Origin of the sequence: Gordonia aurantiaca (genome assembly GCF_039939235.1) — a bacterium.
Taxonomy (GTDB): domain Bacteria; phylum Actinomycetota; class Actinomycetes; order Mycobacteriales; family Mycobacteriaceae; genus Gordonia.
Genome location: NZ_JBDUUF010000005.1, coordinates 259,675 through 275,186, shown reverse-complemented (window position 1 = coordinate 275,186; position 15,512 = coordinate 259,675). Strand labels below are relative to the sequence as shown.

Sequence of the window (15,512 nt, the reverse complement as noted above, 5' to 3'; positions counted from 1 at the left end):
GGCGGGCTCGATCAGCCCGCGACGGGGGACCCCGGGAACGCCACCGTGACCGGGGACTCCTTCAGCACCACACGCCAGGCCGCCGCGCGCACGGCCGACTCCGACAGCCCGTCGACGCCGATGCGTCGGCCGGCCTCGTCGTCCGCCTGCTCCAGGAGCGCGCGGTAGGCGGTCGCACAGTCCTCCTCGGCGATCAGCGCGATGCGTGCGGCCGACTCCGGCCCGGTCACGTCGATCGGCATCGTGTAACCGGCCGCGGCGACCGGCGGGGTGCCGCCCGCGGCGGTGATGGCGTGGGCGATCTCGTCCCGGCGGGCGCGGTGCTGCGCCTCGAGGTCGCTCACCATGCGGCGGCGCGATGCGGCGACGAACGCGGTGATGACCCCGTAGGTGAAGATCGCGGCGTTCTCGGCGTCGGCGGCCGCGACGAGCGGATCGCCGGACGGGCCGCCGGTCGCGCTGTCCGGGGCGGGAACGGGTGTCGTCATGCCAGTTGCACCTCTCGCATCGAGCGGACCGACGCCGCGACCGAGCCGACCAGTCCGGCCGGATAGCCCTTCAGCGAGACCGCGACGTCGCGCGCCTCGCCCGCCGACTGTTCGAGCGCCGACCGCAGACCGACCAGGCTCGGCGCTGCCGGTTCCGCGGGCGCGGCCTGCGACCCGGGTGCCGGTGTGTCGTCGATCGTGGCCGCGACCTCCTGGTCGAGGCGGATGATCTCCTCCCGCAGCGCGCGGGCGTGTTCGGCGCGCTGATCGGCGACGACGCGCAGCGCCGAGGAGTAGGTGGGCTCGGTCGCCGCGAGGGCGCGCGCGCTCTTCTCGTCGGTCAGGGCGGCGCGGGCCAGCGGTACCAGTCGCTCGGCGGTCAGCGTCTCTTCGGAGGGGCCGGTGCTGCAGCCCGTCACGCCGAGCGCGCCCACTCCGGCGAACGCCGCGCCGGCGACGAGCCCGCCCCGCAGCACGGTGCGACGATCGAATCGGATCACGCGACTCATGATGCCAGTTGCGCCGCGTGTGACGGTCGGGGCGTGCGGGGTGGTCGGGACACCGCCACGCATCCACTAGGATGTGTCTGGCAACGACGTGCGAACCCGGCACGGCCCGACAACTGAAGACGAGGGGAGATGGCATGCCGATCAGCCCGCCGCAGGTGAGCGAACTCGTCGAAAAGCTTGTCGCGGACCAGGGTTTCGATCTGGAGGACGTCACCGTCACCCGGCGTGACGGCACCGACGAGCTCACCATCGTCGTCGACCGCGACGGCGGCAGCGACCTCGACGTGCTCGCCGCGCTGAGCAACAAGATCTCCGAGATCCTCGACGCGATCCCCGACCTGTCCGACGATCCCTACGTCCTCGAGGTGACCTCGCGCGGCGTCGATCGTCCGCTGACCCACCCCCGGCACTGGCGCCGCAACCTCGGACGCCGTGTCGAGATCCGGCTGACCGACGGCGACGACGGCGCCAAGCGGACCGTCACCGGACGCATCGGCAGGCTGGGCGAGTCGCAGGTCGAGATCGTGGCGAACCACAAGGGACGGATCGCCGTCGAGACCGTCGACCTCGCCGAGGTCGTCAAGGCGGTCGTGCAGGTCGACTTCTCCCAGCCGAGCGTGCGCGAACTCGAACTGTGCGGACTCGACGAGGACGAGATCGCCCGCCGGCGCTCGCGCGACGGCAAGCGGCTCTGACCCGGTACCCGCACCCGACACGGACACATGAAGCACACCACAAATGAACAGCAGGACAAGTGAATAGGAGTACGTCCGCATGAACATCGACATCGGCGCCCTGCGCATGATCGAGGCCGACAAGGGCATCCCGATCGAGACGGTGATCACCGCAATCGAGACCGCACTGCTGACGGCCTACCGCCACACCGAGGGGTTCGCGCCCCATGCGCGCGTCGACGTCAACCGGAAGACCGGTGCCGTGCGCGTCATGGCGCAGGAGCTCGACGCCAACGGCGAGGTCGTCCACGAGTGGGACGACACCCCCGAGGGCTTCGGCCGGATCGCCGCGACCACCGCACGCCAGGTGATCCTGCAGCGCTTGCGCGACGCCGAGAACGAGAAGAACTTCGGCGACCTGGTCACCCACGAGGGTGAGATCGTCGGTGGCGTCGTCCAGCAGGACGCCCGCGCCAACGCCCGCGGCATGGTCGTGGTGCAGATCGGCAGCGACGCCAACGCCACCGAGGGCATCATCCCCCCGGCCGAGCAGGTCCCGGGCGAGGTCTACAACCACGGCGATCGCATCAAGTGCTACGTCGTCGGCGTCAGCCGCGGAGCCCGCGGCCCGCAGATCACCCTGTCGCGGACGCATCCGAACCTCGTGCGCAAGCTGTTCTCGCTCGAGGTCCCCGAGATCGAGGACGGCTCGGTCGAGATCGTCGCGGTCGCCCGTGAGGCCGGTCACCGCTCCAAGATCGCGGTGCACACCGGTGTCGCGGGCCTCAACGCGAAGGGAGCCTGCATCGGCCCGATGGGGCAGCGCGTGCGCAACGTCATGAGCGAACTGTCCGGCGAGAAGATCGACATCATCGACTACGACACCGACCCTGCCGTGTTCGTCGGGAATGCATTGTCGCCCGCGAAGGTTGTATCGGTCACCGTGGTCGACGCGGCGGCGAAGGCCGCACGGGTCGTCGTCCCCGACTACCAGCTCTCGCTCGCCATCGGCAAGGAGGGGCAGAACGCCCGACTGGCGGCCCGCCTCACCGGCTGGCGGATCGACATCCGATCCGACGCCGCACCCGAGTTGGAGGGCGCCGGCGCGTGACGCATGTGACAGCCGGTTGTGGGACCACGGCCCGTCCGCGCTAGACTGATCGATGGTTCAGCGATCCGCCCCCAACACGGCGTCCAACCGCAGGCCTGTGCGCATGTGTGTCGGATGTCGGCAACGGGCAGAGACCAGCGAGTTGGTTCGCGTCGTCGCGCAACAGCGTGGAGACGTCCCCATGGTGGTGGTCGATACAGCGAAGACCATGCCGGGACGTGGCGCTTGGTTGCACGCGAGGGCGGAGTGCATCTCCGCGGCGACGCGACGCAGGGCCTTCGCCGCGGCACTCCGGACCCCCGGTCTGACCGCGGACCCGGAAGACCTCGCCGAACAGCTCGGCGTGGTCACCCACCCAGGAATGGCTCCTCGGAGCCGGAACAGGTAGCAGAAGACATGAGCACACCGTGAAGTCCCCACGATGAGCATGTACCGGACATAGATCGAGGCCGTAGCGGGTTGAAGCCGCTTGGCCTCCAGCAAAGGAGAGCAGTGGCAGGCAAAGCCCGCGTGCACGAACTGGCCAAGGAGCTCGGCGTCACCAGCAAGCAGGTGCTGGAACGTCTGAAGGAGCAGGGCGAGTTCGTCAAATCGGCGTCGTCGACGGTAGAGGCCCCGGTGGCCCGTCGACTGCGTGAATCGTTCACCCCGAAGGACGGGGGAGCCAAGGACGGCGGATCGCCGGCACCCGGCCCCCGTTCGTCGGCCAAGCCCGGACCCAAGCCGTCCGGTGCCCCCAAGCCCGGCGCCGCGCCGGCTGCCCCGGCAGCAGGCCGACCCACCCCCGGCCCCTCGGCCACCCCGTCGGCGCCCAAGCCTGGTGCCCCGAAGCCCGGACCCGCACCCGCACCGGCCCAGCCGACCGCGGAGCGTCCGGCACCCACGCCCGGACCCAAGCCGACCCCGGCCCCGCAGGCCCCGGCCGCATCGGCCGGCAGCCCGGCTCCGTCGAAGGCCCCCGGTCCGCGACCGGGTCCCAAGCCCGGTCCGCGTGCACCGCGCGTCGGCAACAACCCCTACTCCTCGACCCCGGCGCCGGCGCCGCGTCCGGCGGCCCGTCCCGGCCCCGGCCAGGGTGGTCCTCGTCCCGGTGGCGGCCGTCCCGGTCCCGCAGGGCAGGGTGGTCCGCGCCCCGGCGGGGGTCGTCCCGCACCGGGTCAGGGCGGTCCCCGTCCGAACCCGGGCAACATGCCCCCGCGTCCCAGCCCCGGTGCGATGCCGCAGCGTGCGGCCCGTCCCGACGCCCGTCCGGGCCGCGGTGGCGGCGCAGGCGGCGGTCGCGGCGGCGGCGGTTACCGCGGTGGTCCCGGCGGCGGCGGTCCCGGTGCACCCGCAGGCGGCGGCTTCCGCGGTCGTCCCGGTGGTGGCGGCGGACGCGGCCGCGGTGGCGCGGCCGGCGCGTTCGGTCGTCCCGGTGGTGCACCCCGCAAGGGCCGCAAGTCGAAGCGGGCGAAGCGCGCCGAGTACGAGAACATGCAGGCGCCGTCGGTTGGCGGCGTCCGGCTGCCCCGCGGCAACGGCGAGGTCATCCGCCTCGCCCGCGGCGCGTCGCTCTCGGACTTCGCAGAGAAGATCGACGCCAACCCGGCATCGCTGGTCCAGGCGCTGTTCAACCTCGGCGAGATGGTCACCGCGACCGAGTCGGTCAACGACGAGACGCTCGAGCTGCTCGGCTCGGAGATGAACTACAAGGTCCAGGTCGTCAGCCCGGAGGACGAGGATCGCGAGCTCCTCGAGAGCTTCGACCTCACCTACGGCGAGGACGAGGGCGACGACGAGGACCTCGAGCAGCGTCCGCCGGTGGTCACCGTCATGGGCCACGTCGATCACGGTAAGACCCGACTGCTCGACACGATCCGCAAGGCCAACGTCCGCGAGGGCGAGGCCGGCGGCATCACGCAGCACATCGGCGCCTACCAGGTGAACACCCACCTCAACGGTGAGGATCGCCTGATCACCTTCATCGATACGCCGGGTCACGAGGCGTTCACCGCCATGCGTGCCCGCGGCGCGAAGGCCACCGACATCGCGATCCTCGTGGTCGCGGCGGACGACGGCGTCATGCCGCAGACGGTGGAGGCGATCAACCACGCCCAGGCGGCCGACGTGCCGATCGTGGTCGCGGTCAACAAGATCGACAAGGAGGGCGCTGACCCGCAGAAGATCCGCGGTCAGCTCACCGAGTACGGCCTCGTGCCCGAGGAGTACGGCGGCGACACCATGTTCGTCGACATCTCGGCCAAGCAGGGCACCAACATCGACCAGCTGCTCGAGGCGGTCCTGCTGACCGCCGACGCGGCGCTCGACCTGCGCGCCAATCCGGACATGCCCGCCCAGGGTGTGGCCATCGAGGCGCACCTCGACCGTGGTCGTGGTCCGGTGGCGACCGTGCTGGTCCAGCGCGGCACCCTGCGGGTCGGCGACTCGGTCGTGGCCGGCGACGCGTACGGACGTGTCCGGCGCATGGTCGACGAGCACGGCGAGGACGTCACCGAGGCGCTCCCGTCGCGGCCCGTCCAGGTCATCGGCTTCACCTCGGTCTGCGGTGCGGGTGACAACCTGCTCGTGGTCGAGGAGGACCGCATCGCCCGGCAGATCGCCGACCGGCGCAACGCACGCAAGCGCAACGCGCTCGCCGCACGCAGCCGCAAGCGCATCAGCCTCGAGGACCTGGATTCGGCGCTCAAGGAGACCGCGCAGCTCAACCTCATCCTCAAGGGCGACAACGCCGGTACGGTCGAAGCCCTCGAGGAGGCCCTGCTCGGCATCGACATGGGCGACGAGGTCAGCCTGCGGATCATCGATCGCGGTGTCGGTGGTGTCACCGAGACCAACGTCAACCTGGCGACCGCGTCGGATGCGATCATCATCGGCTTCAACGTCCGTGCGGAGGGCAAGGCCACCGAGCTGGCCAACCGCGAGGGCGTCGACATCCGGTACTACTCGGTGATCTACCAGGCCATCGACGAGATCGAGTCGGCCCTCAAGGGCATGCTCAAGCCGATCTACGAAGAGGTGGAACTCGGCCGCGCCGAGATCCGCGCCATCTTCAAGTCGTCGAAGGTCGGCAACATCGCCGGTTGCCTGGTGCAGTCGGGCGTCATCCGCCGCAACTCCAAGGCGCGTCTGCTCCGCGACAACGTCGTCGTCGCCGACAACCTCACGGTGTCGTCGCTGCGGCGCGAGAAGGACGACGTCACCGAGGTTCGCGAGGGTTACGAATGTGGTCTCACGCTGACCTACTCGGACATCAAGGTGGACGACGTGATCGAGACCTACGAGCTTCAGGAGAAGCCGCGCGACTGACCGCGTGAGCGCCTGGCTCTCTCGACCCACACCGTGCGCGCCGGCCCGACCGGTCCAGATCCTGGACCCGGGCCGGCGCGTACGTCACCGCTACGGAAGGACTCCCGATGGCAGATCCGGCACGGGCCCAGCGCCTGGCCAAGCGGATCTCCACGATCGTCGCCTCGGCGATCGCCCATGAGATCAAGGATCCGCGCCTGGCCTACGTGACGGTCACCGACACCCGGGTGACCAACGACCTGCACGACGCCACGATCTACTACACCGTGATGGGTGCCTCGCTCGACGAGGAACCCGACTACGAGGCGGCGGCCGCCGGCCTGGCCAAGGCCACCGGCGTCCTGCGCTCCAAGGTCGGCGCAGGCACCGGGGTCCGCTTCACGCCGACCCTGCGCTTCGTCCTCGATACCGTCCCGGACGCGGCGCGTCAGATAGAAGAGCTCGTCGCCCGCGCTCGCGCCGCCGACGAGCTGGTCGCCCGCCGGGCGGCGCAGGCCAAGCCGGCCGGCGACCCCGATCCCTATCGCACGCCAGAGCCCGACTCCGAGCACGATTCCGCGGACGGCGGCACGGACGAGTGAACGGTTCGGCGAGTGCAGCGATCGCCGCGAAGCTGGCCTCCGCGCGAGCGGTGACGATCTGCTGCCACATCCGCCCCGACGCGGACACCATCGGCAGCGGCCTCGCACTCGGCCTCGCCCTCGACCGTCGAGGTGTCTACGTCGAGGTCGCATATCCGGGATCCGAGAAGCTGCCCGACTCGCTGGCCGGGTTGCCCGGCAGCAAGCTGCTGTGCGCCCCGGACGAGCTGGTCGGGCATCGGCTCGTGGTGGCGGTCGACGCCGCCAACCTGGAGCGGCTCGACGAGCTCGGCGCGGTGTTCACCGCGGCCGACACGTCGATCGTGATCGACCATCACGCGTCGAACCCGGGTTTCGGTGACATCGACCTCGTCGACCCGACCGCGGACTGCACCGCGGTGCTCGTCCTCGAGGTGCTCGACGAGCTCGGAGTCGACCTCGACGCCGACATCGCGACCTGCATCTACGCGGGACTCACCACCGACACCGGATCGTTCCGGTGGGCACGGCCGCAGTCGTTCCGCATCGCCGCGCGTCTGCTCGAGACCGGTGTCGACGCCCGCAAGTGGAGCCGCATCCTCTTCGACTCCCACCCGTTCGAGTGGTTCTCGATGATGTCCGAGGTCCTCGCCTCGGCCAAGCTCGTCCCGTCGGCCTGCAACGGGGAGGGTCTGGTCTACGCGATCGTCGACCAGAAGGCCCTCGCCGGCATGAGTTGGGAGGAGTCCGAGAGCGTCGTCGACACCATCCGCACCGCCCGCGACGCGGAGGTGGCCGCGGTGTTCAAGGAGAACCAGCCCGGCCGGTGGACCGTGTCGTTGCGCAGCAAGGAGGTCGTCGACCTGGTCCCGATCGCCCGCGCCCACGGCGGCGGCGGACACCGGCAGGCCTCCGGCTACAGCGACACCGGCACCGCGGAGGAAGTGGTCGCGCGACTGCTGGAGTCGCTCTGAGTCCGGACGAGGTGTCCCCCGAGGTGACGGGCCGGGACGCGTCGGCACCCGACGCCGACCGCGAGGCCGGGGTCCGGCGGATCGCGACCCTCACGGTCTCGGCACTCGCCGTGCTCATCGCGCCGCCGCTGTACCTGCTGCTCGACCTCGCGGTCGTCGGCCGTCTCGGTGGCCGGGAACTGGCCGCGCTCGGCGTCGGCACCCTGGTGCTGTCGATCATCAGCACCCAGCTGACATTCCTGTCCTACGGCACGACGGCCCGCTCGGCGCGCCGGTTCGGGGCGGGGGACCGCGCGGGCGCCGTCCGCGAAGGCGTGCAGGCCAGCTGGATCGCGGTGGCCGTCGGCGCGCTGCTCGTGGCGATCGCCTACCCGTTGGCGCCCGCGATCATGCGGGTGCTGGTCGGCGCGTCGTCGGAGGATTCGGCGGTGGTCGCCGCCGACGCGGCCCAGTGGCTGCGGATCGCGATGTTCGGGGTGCCGCTGATCCTGTTGTCGATGGCCGGCAACGGGTGGATGCGCGGCGTCCAGGACACCCGTCGTCCGGTGATCTACGTGATCGTCGGACTCTCCATAGCCGCGGTTCTGGTCGTGGGTCTCGTCCACGGCATCGGTCCCTTCCCACGCCTCGGCCTGCCCGGCAGTGCGGTCGCGAACGTCGTGGGGCAGGGAGTGACCGGCATCCTGTTCGTGGTGCGGGTCGTTCGCGAGGCCTCGTCGTCCCACGAGTCGTCCCACGAGTGGGCATCCGGGGGCTCCGGCGGGTATGCCCCCGACCGGGCGATCATCGTCGCCCAGCTCACCATGGCGCGCGACCTCGTCGTGCGCAGCCTCTCGTTCCAGATCTGCTTCGTCTCCGCGGCCGCGGTCGCCGCGCGCTTCGGTGTCGCGCAGGTCGCCGCCCACCAGCTGGTGCTGCAGCTCTGGGAGTTCATGGCGCTGTTCCTCGACTCGTTGGCCATCGCCGCGCAGGCGCTGGTCGGCGCCGCACTCGGTGGCGGGCGCCTGCGCGTCGCCGACACCGTCGCGCGGCGTGTGACCGGGGTGTCGCTGGTCGCGGCCACCGCGATGGCCGCGGTCTTCGCCGCCGGCGCCGGACTCATCCCGCGCATCTTCACCTCCGACGACGCGGTGCTCGATGCCATCGGGGTGCCGTGGTGGTTCTTCGTCGGCATGCTGCCCGTCGCGGGCGTCGTCTTCGCCCTCGACGGCGTGCTGCTCGGCAGCGGCGACGCCAGGTTCCTGCGCACCGCGACCCTCACCGGAGCGCTCGCCGGTTTCCTTCCGCTGATCTGGCTGTCCCTGATCTTCGACTGGGGGCTGGCCGGCGTGTGGTCGGGCCTGGTGGTGTTCATGGTGGTCCGCCTGGCGACCGTGGTCTGGCGCATCCGCTCGGGGCGGTGGCGACAGGCGGGTACCGACCCGGTCCGGTCCTGAGTCGGTCCGGTTCGGGCGGGTCTGCAAGTCGGCCCGGTCTAGTGCCGGCCGTCGTCGGTGTCCCGGTGCGGTCGGCGGATCTGCGTCGTCCGGAACAGGGGATCGTCGGGCCGACGGATCGGCTCGGCGAGCGGTGGAGGTGGCATTCTGAGGCGCTCGGTCTCGCGCAGGTCCTCCGACCGCGCCACCTGGGTCCGGTACAGCCGCGTCGTGCGGAACGACTCGACCGAGGTCGGGCCGGAAGCGGCCCGACCCGCTGACGTGTGCCCCGCTGACGTATGACCCGCCGGCGCATCACCCGCGCGTGCACGATCCCGGTTCCGGTGCACCGCCAGGCCGACGGCATCGCAGCCCCACAACACGAGGATCGCGGCGAGCGCGACGACCGGACCGCCGGCCGGTCGGAACGGCGGGTCGTCGTACATCGCCCATGTGCCGAGCACGACGATCCCGGTCGCGGGCACAACGCCCAGCCACGTGTAACCGGTCCGCCGTCGCGCGAGGGACCAGATCACGACCGCGCCGGCGAGGAGGACGGCGACGTGCGCGATCCGCGCGTCCCGCCAGACGGAGACCTCCCAATCCGCGGTCACCGAGGCGTCGAGATGGAAGGGGACCATCGTCGCGCGTTCGACGCCGATCAACAGCAGGCCGAGGGGGACGACGACCGCGACCCGCACCGCCGACCGTGCCCACACCGCGGTGATCCCCAGGAACACCAGCCATGCGACGGCGCAGACCACGAACTCGATCCACCCGGCGTCGTCCATCGAGCGCAACATGGACGAGATCGCGGCGTATGTGCCGAGGAACGCGATCCCGATCACCGAGCTCACGACGATCTGGACCCACCAGGGTCCGCGGTTTCCCGGTGCACGGGATCGGTGTGGGGCAGCGTTCGCGCCGTACACGCCTCGATGGTCCCACGTCGGACCGCCCCGGGCACGGGTGAACCGGACGTTCTGGCACGATGGATCCCCGTGGCAACTTTGTGGGCGATCAGCGATCTGCACGTCGCCCATCGGGGCAACGAGCACGTCATCGACGAGATCCAGCCGACGTCGGAGGGCGACTGGCTCATCGTGGCCGGTGACGTCGCCGAACGCACCGACGACATCGTCGACACCCTGCGACGCCTGCGCACGCGCTTCCACACCGTCGTGTGGGTGCCGGGCAATCACGAGCTCTACACCACGGCCAAGGACCCGCTGCAGGTGTTCGGCGTGGCCCGTTACGACTATCTGGTGCAGGCCTGCCGCGATCTCGGTGTCGTGACGCCGGAGGACATGTACCCGCTGTTCGATCCCGGCGACGGCCGCGACCCGGTCCGCGTGGTGCCGATGTTCCTGCTCTACGACTACACGTTCCGTCCCGCGGGGACCGCCAACAAGCTCACCGCGCTCGCGCTGGCCCGGGAACGCAACGTGGTGGCAACCGACGAGTTCCTGCTGTCGCCCGAGCCGTTCCCGACCCGCGACGCATGGGGACGGGCGCGCATCGAGATCACGCGGCGCCGGTTGGAGGCCCTCGACCCGGCCGAGAAGAAGGTCCTCATCAACCACTGGCCGCTGCGCCGGGAACCCTGCGACGCGCTCATCTACCCGGAGTTCGCGCTGTGGTGCGGTAGCGAGCTGACCGCCGACTGGCACACCGAGTTCAACGCCGAGTGCTGCGTGTACGGACACCTGCACATCCCGCGGACCACTTGGTACGACGGCATCCGCTTCGAGGAGGTCTCGGTCGGCTACCCGCGTGAGTGGAAGCGTCGCGGACTGCCGACACCGTTGCTGCGCAACATCGTGCCCGGCGACGGGCTCGGCGAGTCCGATCTCCCCGAACACGGTGTGCGCTTCGAACTCCCGCCCGACTACGCCGAACGCGCCGCGGAATTCCGCGCGCGCGTGGAACAACGACTGGCCGAGCGGCAGCGCCGGCAGGCCGAAGGACGAAAGGACCCGATGTGATCGAGAAACTCCTCCCGCCCGGGGTCGCCTCGGCGGAGGCGTTCGACGATCCGCCCGGCCTGCAACCCCTGCCGGCCGAACAGGCGCTGATCGGCCGCGCCGTGGAGAAGCGGCGCCGCGAGTTCACCACCGTCCGCCACTGCGCGCGACAGGCGCTGGCCCGCATCGGCTTCGAACCCGTCCCGATCCTCAAGGGGGAGAAGGGCGAGCCGCAGTGGCCGGCCGGCGTCGTCGGCAGCCTGACGCATTGCGACGGTTACCGCGCCGCCGTCGTCGCCCACGCGATGGGAGTGCGGTCGCTCGGCATCGACGCCGAACCCCACGACACGCTGCCCGACGGCGTGCTCGAGCACACCAGCCTGCCCGCCGAACGCGAGGTCCTCGCGACCCGTCCCGCCGGACTGCACTGGGACCGTTTGCTGTTCTGCGCCAAGGAGGCCACCTACAAGGCGTGGTTCCCGATCACCCGCCGCTGGCTCGGATTCGAGGACGCCCACATCACCTTCGAACAGACCGCGCCCACCGGCGGGACCTTCACCTCGCGGATCCTCATCGACCCCAAGGCCGCCGACGGCGGGTCGCCGGTGCTCGAGTTCCACGGGCGCTGGCTCGTCGAGCGCGACATCATCACCACGACCATCGCGGTGGTGTGACATGGCCGACGAGTCCATCGAGCGGGCCGGCCTGCTCATCGTCGACAAGGATGCCGGCATCACCAGCCACGACGTCGTGTCGCGCTGCCGCAAGATCTTCGACACCCGCCGCGTCGGCCACGCGGGCACCCTCGACCCCATGGCCACCGGCGTGCTCGTGATCGGGATCGAAAGGGCCACAAAGCTCCTCGGTCTGTTGTCGCTGACGACCAAGTCGTACGAGGCGACCATCCGCCTCGGCGCGTCGACCGACACCGACGACCGCGAGGGCGAGATCCTGACCACCGCGGACGCGTCCGCGGTCACCGACGAGCAGATCGCCGTCGGCGTCGCCGATCTCACCGGGGACATCCAGCAGGTCCCCGCCAAGGTCTCGGCGATCAAGGTCGACGGGCGGCGGGCTCATGCACTTGCACGCACCGGGGCCGACTTCGACCTCAAGCCGCGCCCGGTGACCGTGTCCCGGTTCGACGTGCTCGACATCCGCCGCGACGGAGGGTTCGTGGATATAGATGTGGCGGTGGACTGTTCGTCGGGCACCTACATCCGGTCGCTGGCCCGCGACCTGGGTGCCGCGCTCGGGGTCGGGGGCCACCTCACCGCGCTGCGCCGCACCGCCGTCGGGCCGTTCACCCTCGAACACGCCCGCACCCTCGACGAGGTACGCGAGGACGGCGAGCTCAGCCTGGACATCGACGAGGCCGTCAAGATCTCGTTCCCGCGCCGCGACATCAGTGATGACGAGGCCGAGTCCATCAGCCAGGGACGCTGGCTCACCCCGATCGGGATGAAGGGCATCTACGTCGTCGTCGACCCGCACGAACGCGCGATCGCGCTGGTCCAGGAGAAGGGCAAGCGCGCGAGTTCGGTGATGGTGGTCCGCCCGGCGACGCTGCGCTGATCCCGCGGCACGGTGTCACCCGGTGGCCGCGTCCCGCGGCACGGTGTCACCCGGTGGCCGCGTCCCGCGGCACGGTGTCACCCGGTGGCCGCGTCCCGCGGCACGACGAAGATCGCGCGGGCGGCGATGTCGCCGAGGTCGATCGGCGCCGCGTCGTCCAGCGAGACCGAGATGGTCCCGGCGAACGGGCGCTTCTCGGCGACCGTCACGACGCGGTCGAGCGCGACCCCGACCTCGTCGAAGTAGCGCAGCATCTCCGGGTCGGTGTCGGAGATGCGCGCGATGCAGCCCGAAGCCCCGACCTCGAGGTCGGACAGCAGCGCCGCATCGGGCGCGGGGATCGACCCGTCGAGTCCGGGGATCGGATCGCCGTGCGGATCCCGGTCGGGGAAGCCGAGTTTCGCGTCGATCCGGGCCATGAAGCGGTCGGAGACGGCGTGCTCGAGGATCTCCGCCTCGTCGTGCACCTCGTCCCAGCTGTAACCGAGTTCGCGAACGAGGAAGGTCTCGAGGAGACGGTGGCGGCGGACCATCAGGATCGCGGCCTGGCGTCCCTCGTCGGTGAGCGTCACCGCGCCGTAGGGCTCATGGGAGACCAGTCCCTGGTCGGCGAGCTTGCGGATGGCCTCCGACGCGGTCGAGGCGGACACACCGAGGGACTGGGCCAACAGCTTGGTGGTGACCTTGACGTCCTCCCATTCCTGGCTGGTCCAGATCACCTTCAGATAGTCCTGTGTGACCTGTGACAGCTCGGTCACCGGACGGTCTGATCGCCATGGCATGGATAGAGCTTAGCGTCACCTTCCCGGGTGTTATCTCCGTCGACCCGTGTGGCGGTGGTGGTTCCGAACAGGTGCTCCCCGTAGGCTGGTCGCGTGTTGCGATGGCGAGGTCTGGATGACATCCCCGCTGACTGGGGACGATGTGTGGTGACCATCGGTGTCTTCGACGGTGTGCACCGTGGGCATGCCGAACTGATCCGCGCCGCGACGGAGGCCGCCCAGAAGCGCGGCGTCCCGTCGGTGCTGATGACCTTCGATCCGCACCCGTCGGAGGTCGTGCGGCCGGGATCCCATCCGCCGCAACTGACCACGCTGACCCGGCGTGCCGAGCTGGCCGAGGAACTCGGCATCGACGTCTTCTGCGTGATGCCGTTCACCCCCGAACTGGCGAAGCTCTCGCCGCAGGAGTTCGCCCACGACATCCTCGTCGAGCAGCTGCACGCCGCCGATGTCGTGGTGGGCGACAACTTCACCTTCGGGCGCAAGGCCGCGGGCAACGTCGCCAAGCTCACCGAGCTCGGCGAGCGCTTCGGGTTCGAGGTGCAGGCGATCAAGCTGTTCGGTGAACACGCGGTGACGTTCTCGTCGACCTACATCCGGTCGTGCGTCGCGGCCGGCGACATGGATCTGGCCGCCGAGGCGCTCGGACGTCCGCACCGGGTCGAGGGCGTCGTCGTGCGCGGCGACGGACGCGGCCGCGATCTCGGGTTCCCGACCGCCAACGTCGCGCCGCCCATGTATGCGGCCATCCCCGCCGACGGCGTGTACGCCGCCTGGTTCACCATCCTCGGCGCCGGCCCCGCGGTCGGCGAGGTCGTGCCGGGGGAGCGGTACCAGGCCGCGGTGTCGGTCGGCACCAACCCGACCTTCTCCGGGCGCACCCGCACCGTCGAGGCCTTCGTGCTCGACAAGAACGCCGACCTCTACGGCCAGCACGTCGCCGTCGACTTCGTCCACCGCATCCGCGGCATGGTCCAGTTCGACGGCATCGACGCGCTCATCGAGGCCATGCACGGCGACGTCGAGAAGACCCGGGAGATCCTGGCGGCGGCGGAACAGTGAACGCCGGCAGCACCGGCGCCGCCGTGACCACGGCGCGCGCCGCCGCACTCGCATCGGTCTTCCTCGGACTGGTGATCGTCGCGGCCGGCTTCATGCGGTGGGTGCGCACCGGGCACGGCATCGACGCCAACGGTTTCGGTTTCGCCGATCGGCACCTCGCGGAGCTGTTCGGGATGCAGCTGACGCTCGGCTGGTTCACCACCGCATTCGGACTGCTGGTCATCGTGGGCGGTCTCGCGGCCCTCTACGCGGTGACACGTGGCGCCGGGAACCCGCATCCGGGATTCGCCCTCGTCGCGGGCGCCGGCGTCGGTGCGGTCGTGATCGCGGGCGCAGTGCCCGTCCGCCCCCTGGGTCTCACGCTGCCGATCAACCAGCTCGGCATGCGCTCTGCGGCCGGGGACCTCGGAGATCCCTCCGCAGGCATCTTCATCCTGCTGGCAGCCGCGCTGACCTCGGTGGTCATCGGGTTCGTCGGCATCTCGCTCGGCGGCCAGGACACGGCGGGCCGGCGATTGCTGGCCGTCGCGATCGCCGCCGGTGCGGTGATCGGGGTCGTCGCGGTCGTGGTCGTGTGGTGGTGGCTCGGGCGCGACACGGGCATCCATGTGGTCGGCCTACCGGACGTCGTGGCCGCCGGATTTGGGGCGGGCGGCCCGCTGCAGGTAGCCTGATCAATCGGTGTTGCTGCGGTCCGCGGTGGCACACCGGAGGCATGTGAAGACGCGGCACTGAGAAACAGGAGTATCTCCATGGCATTGACTGCCGAGCAGAAGAAGGAAATCCTCGCCGAGTACGGTCTGCACGAGACCGACACCGGCTCGCCGGAGGCCCAGGTCGCGCTGCTGACCAAGCGCATCGTCGACCTGACCGAGCACCTGAAGCAGCACAAGCACGATCACCACAGCCGCCGCGGCCTGCTGCTGCTCGTCGGCCGTCGTCGTCGCCTGCTGAAGTACGTCGCCAAGAAGGACATCAACCGCTACCGTTCGCTCATCGAACGCCTCGGCCTGCGTCGCTGATCTCCTCGCGACACACGAGTTCTTCGAACCGGCCATCTCCCGACGCGGAGGTGGCCGGTTCGCTTGTTTT

The 15,512-nt window shown here is 70.5% G+C and carries 17 protein-coding genes; 13 read left to right on the top strand and 4 right to left on the bottom strand.

The genetic code is table 11. From position 1 onward, the window contains the following. Positions 1-11: 11 nt before the first annotated feature. Together ABFT43_RS12575 and ABFT43_RS12570 are read right to left on the bottom strand one after the other, a co-directional pair. Positions 12-488, bottom strand: coding sequence for a ferritin-like domain-containing protein (locus ABFT43_RS12575; RefSeq protein WP_347960670.1), 477 nt, complete (start codon positions 486-488; stop codon positions 12-14). Then, complete coding sequence (locus ABFT43_RS12570) at positions 485-997, bottom strand: hypothetical protein (RefSeq protein ID WP_347960669.1); 513 nt, start codon at positions 995-997, stop codon at positions 485-487. The genes ABFT43_RS12575 and ABFT43_RS12570 overlap by 4 nt, the downstream gene beginning before the upstream one ends. A gap of 134 nt (positions 998-1,131) precedes the next feature. Here ABFT43_RS12570 and rimP point away from each other — a divergent pair, with 134 nt between their 5' ends. From rimP to ABFT43_RS12535, 7 genes are all read left to right on the top strand, one after another. Then, positions 1,132-1,692, top strand: a complete 561-nt coding sequence (gene rimP, locus ABFT43_RS12565; RefSeq protein ID WP_347960668.1) for a ribosome maturation factor RimP — start codon at positions 1,132-1,134, stop codon at positions 1,690-1,692. A gap of 79 nt (positions 1,693-1,771) precedes the next feature. Then, complete coding sequence (gene nusA, locus ABFT43_RS12560; protein ID WP_347960667.1) at positions 1,772-2,782, top strand: transcription termination factor NusA; 1,011 nt, start codon at positions 1,772-1,774, stop codon at positions 2,780-2,782. 103 nt (positions 2,783-2,885) lie between these two features. After that, the gene (locus ABFT43_RS12555) at positions 2,886-3,170 is read left to right on the top strand and encodes a YlxR family protein (RefSeq protein ID WP_347960734.1); all 285 of its coding nucleotides are present in this window, start codon (positions 2,886-2,888) and stop codon (positions 3,168-3,170) included. A gap of 104 nt (positions 3,171-3,274) precedes the next feature. Further along, complete coding sequence (gene infB, locus ABFT43_RS12550; RefSeq protein ID WP_347960666.1) at positions 3,275-6,088, top strand: translation initiation factor IF-2; 2,814 nt, start codon at positions 3,275-3,277, stop codon at positions 6,086-6,088. A gap of 107 nt (positions 6,089-6,195) precedes the next feature. Next, a complete protein-coding gene (gene rbfA / locus ABFT43_RS12545) occupies positions 6,196-6,669 on the top strand; it encodes a 30S ribosome-binding factor RbfA (protein WP_347960665.1) in 474 nt (157 codons plus the stop codon). Then, on the top strand, positions 6,666-7,622 hold the full coding sequence (locus tag ABFT43_RS12540; protein WP_347960664.1) for a DHH family phosphoesterase: 957 nt from the start codon (positions 6,666-6,668) through the stop codon (positions 7,620-7,622). The genes rbfA and ABFT43_RS12540 overlap by 4 nt, the downstream gene beginning before the upstream one ends. Positions 7,623-7,645: 23 nt before the next feature. Next, positions 7,646-9,058 (top strand): MATE family efflux transporter, encoded by a 1,413-nt coding sequence (locus ABFT43_RS12535; protein ID WP_347960663.1) that lies wholly within the window; start codon positions 7,646-7,648, stop codon positions 9,056-9,058. A 38-nt stretch (positions 9,059-9,096) separates the two neighbouring features. On the opposite strand, the gene ABFT43_RS12530 is transcribed toward ABFT43_RS12535, so the two are convergent. Next, positions 9,097-9,894 carry a hypothetical protein gene (locus tag ABFT43_RS12530; RefSeq protein WP_347960662.1) on the bottom strand — a complete coding sequence of 266 codons (798 nt, stop codon included), beginning with the start codon at positions 9,892-9,894 and terminating at the stop codon, positions 9,097-9,099. A 144-nt stretch (positions 9,895-10,038) separates the two neighbouring features. Between ABFT43_RS12530 and ABFT43_RS12525 the strand changes: the two genes are divergently transcribed. The 3 genes from ABFT43_RS12525 to truB are packed head-to-tail and all read left to right on the top strand — an operon-like array spanning position 10,039 to position 12,576. Further along, positions 10,039-11,022: a metallophosphoesterase family protein gene (locus tag ABFT43_RS12525; RefSeq protein ID WP_347960661.1), complete on the top strand. Its 984-nt coding sequence runs from the start codon at positions 10,039-10,041 to the stop codon at positions 11,020-11,022. Then, positions 11,019-11,675, top strand: a complete 657-nt coding sequence (locus ABFT43_RS12520; protein ID WP_347960660.1) for a 4'-phosphopantetheinyl transferase family protein — start codon at positions 11,019-11,021, stop codon at positions 11,673-11,675. The genes ABFT43_RS12525 and ABFT43_RS12520 overlap by 4 nt, the downstream gene beginning before the upstream one ends. Before the next feature lies 1 nt (position 11,676). After that, a complete protein-coding gene (gene truB, locus ABFT43_RS12515; RefSeq protein WP_347960659.1) occupies positions 11,677-12,576 on the top strand; it encodes a tRNA pseudouridine(55) synthase TruB in 900 nt (299 codons plus the stop codon). Positions 12,577-12,653: 77 nt separating this feature from the next. Here the strand turns inward: truB and ABFT43_RS12510 are convergent, their stop codons facing one another. Beyond that, positions 12,654-13,358 (bottom strand): metal-dependent transcriptional regulator, encoded by a 705-nt coding sequence (locus tag ABFT43_RS12510; protein WP_347960658.1) that lies wholly within the window; start codon positions 13,356-13,358, stop codon positions 12,654-12,656. 93 nt (positions 13,359-13,451) lie between these two features. Here ABFT43_RS12510 and ABFT43_RS12505 point away from each other — a divergent pair, with 93 nt between their 5' ends. From ABFT43_RS12505 to rpsO, 3 genes are all read left to right on the top strand, one after another. Then, entirely contained in the window at positions 13,452-14,420 is a 969-nt protein-coding gene (locus tag ABFT43_RS12505) for a bifunctional riboflavin kinase/FAD synthetase (protein WP_347960657.1), read from the top strand. Further along, a complete protein-coding gene (locus ABFT43_RS12500; RefSeq protein WP_347960656.1) occupies positions 14,417-15,094 on the top strand; it encodes a hypothetical protein in 678 nt (225 codons plus the stop codon). Before ABFT43_RS12505 ends, ABFT43_RS12500 begins: the two co-directional genes overlap by 4 nt. A 78-nt stretch (positions 15,095-15,172) precedes the next feature. Beyond that, positions 15,173-15,442, top strand: coding sequence for a 30S ribosomal protein S15 (gene rpsO / locus ABFT43_RS12495; RefSeq protein ID WP_006899227.1), 270 nt, complete (start codon positions 15,173-15,175; stop codon positions 15,440-15,442). Positions 15,443-15,512 lie beyond the last annotated feature (70 nt).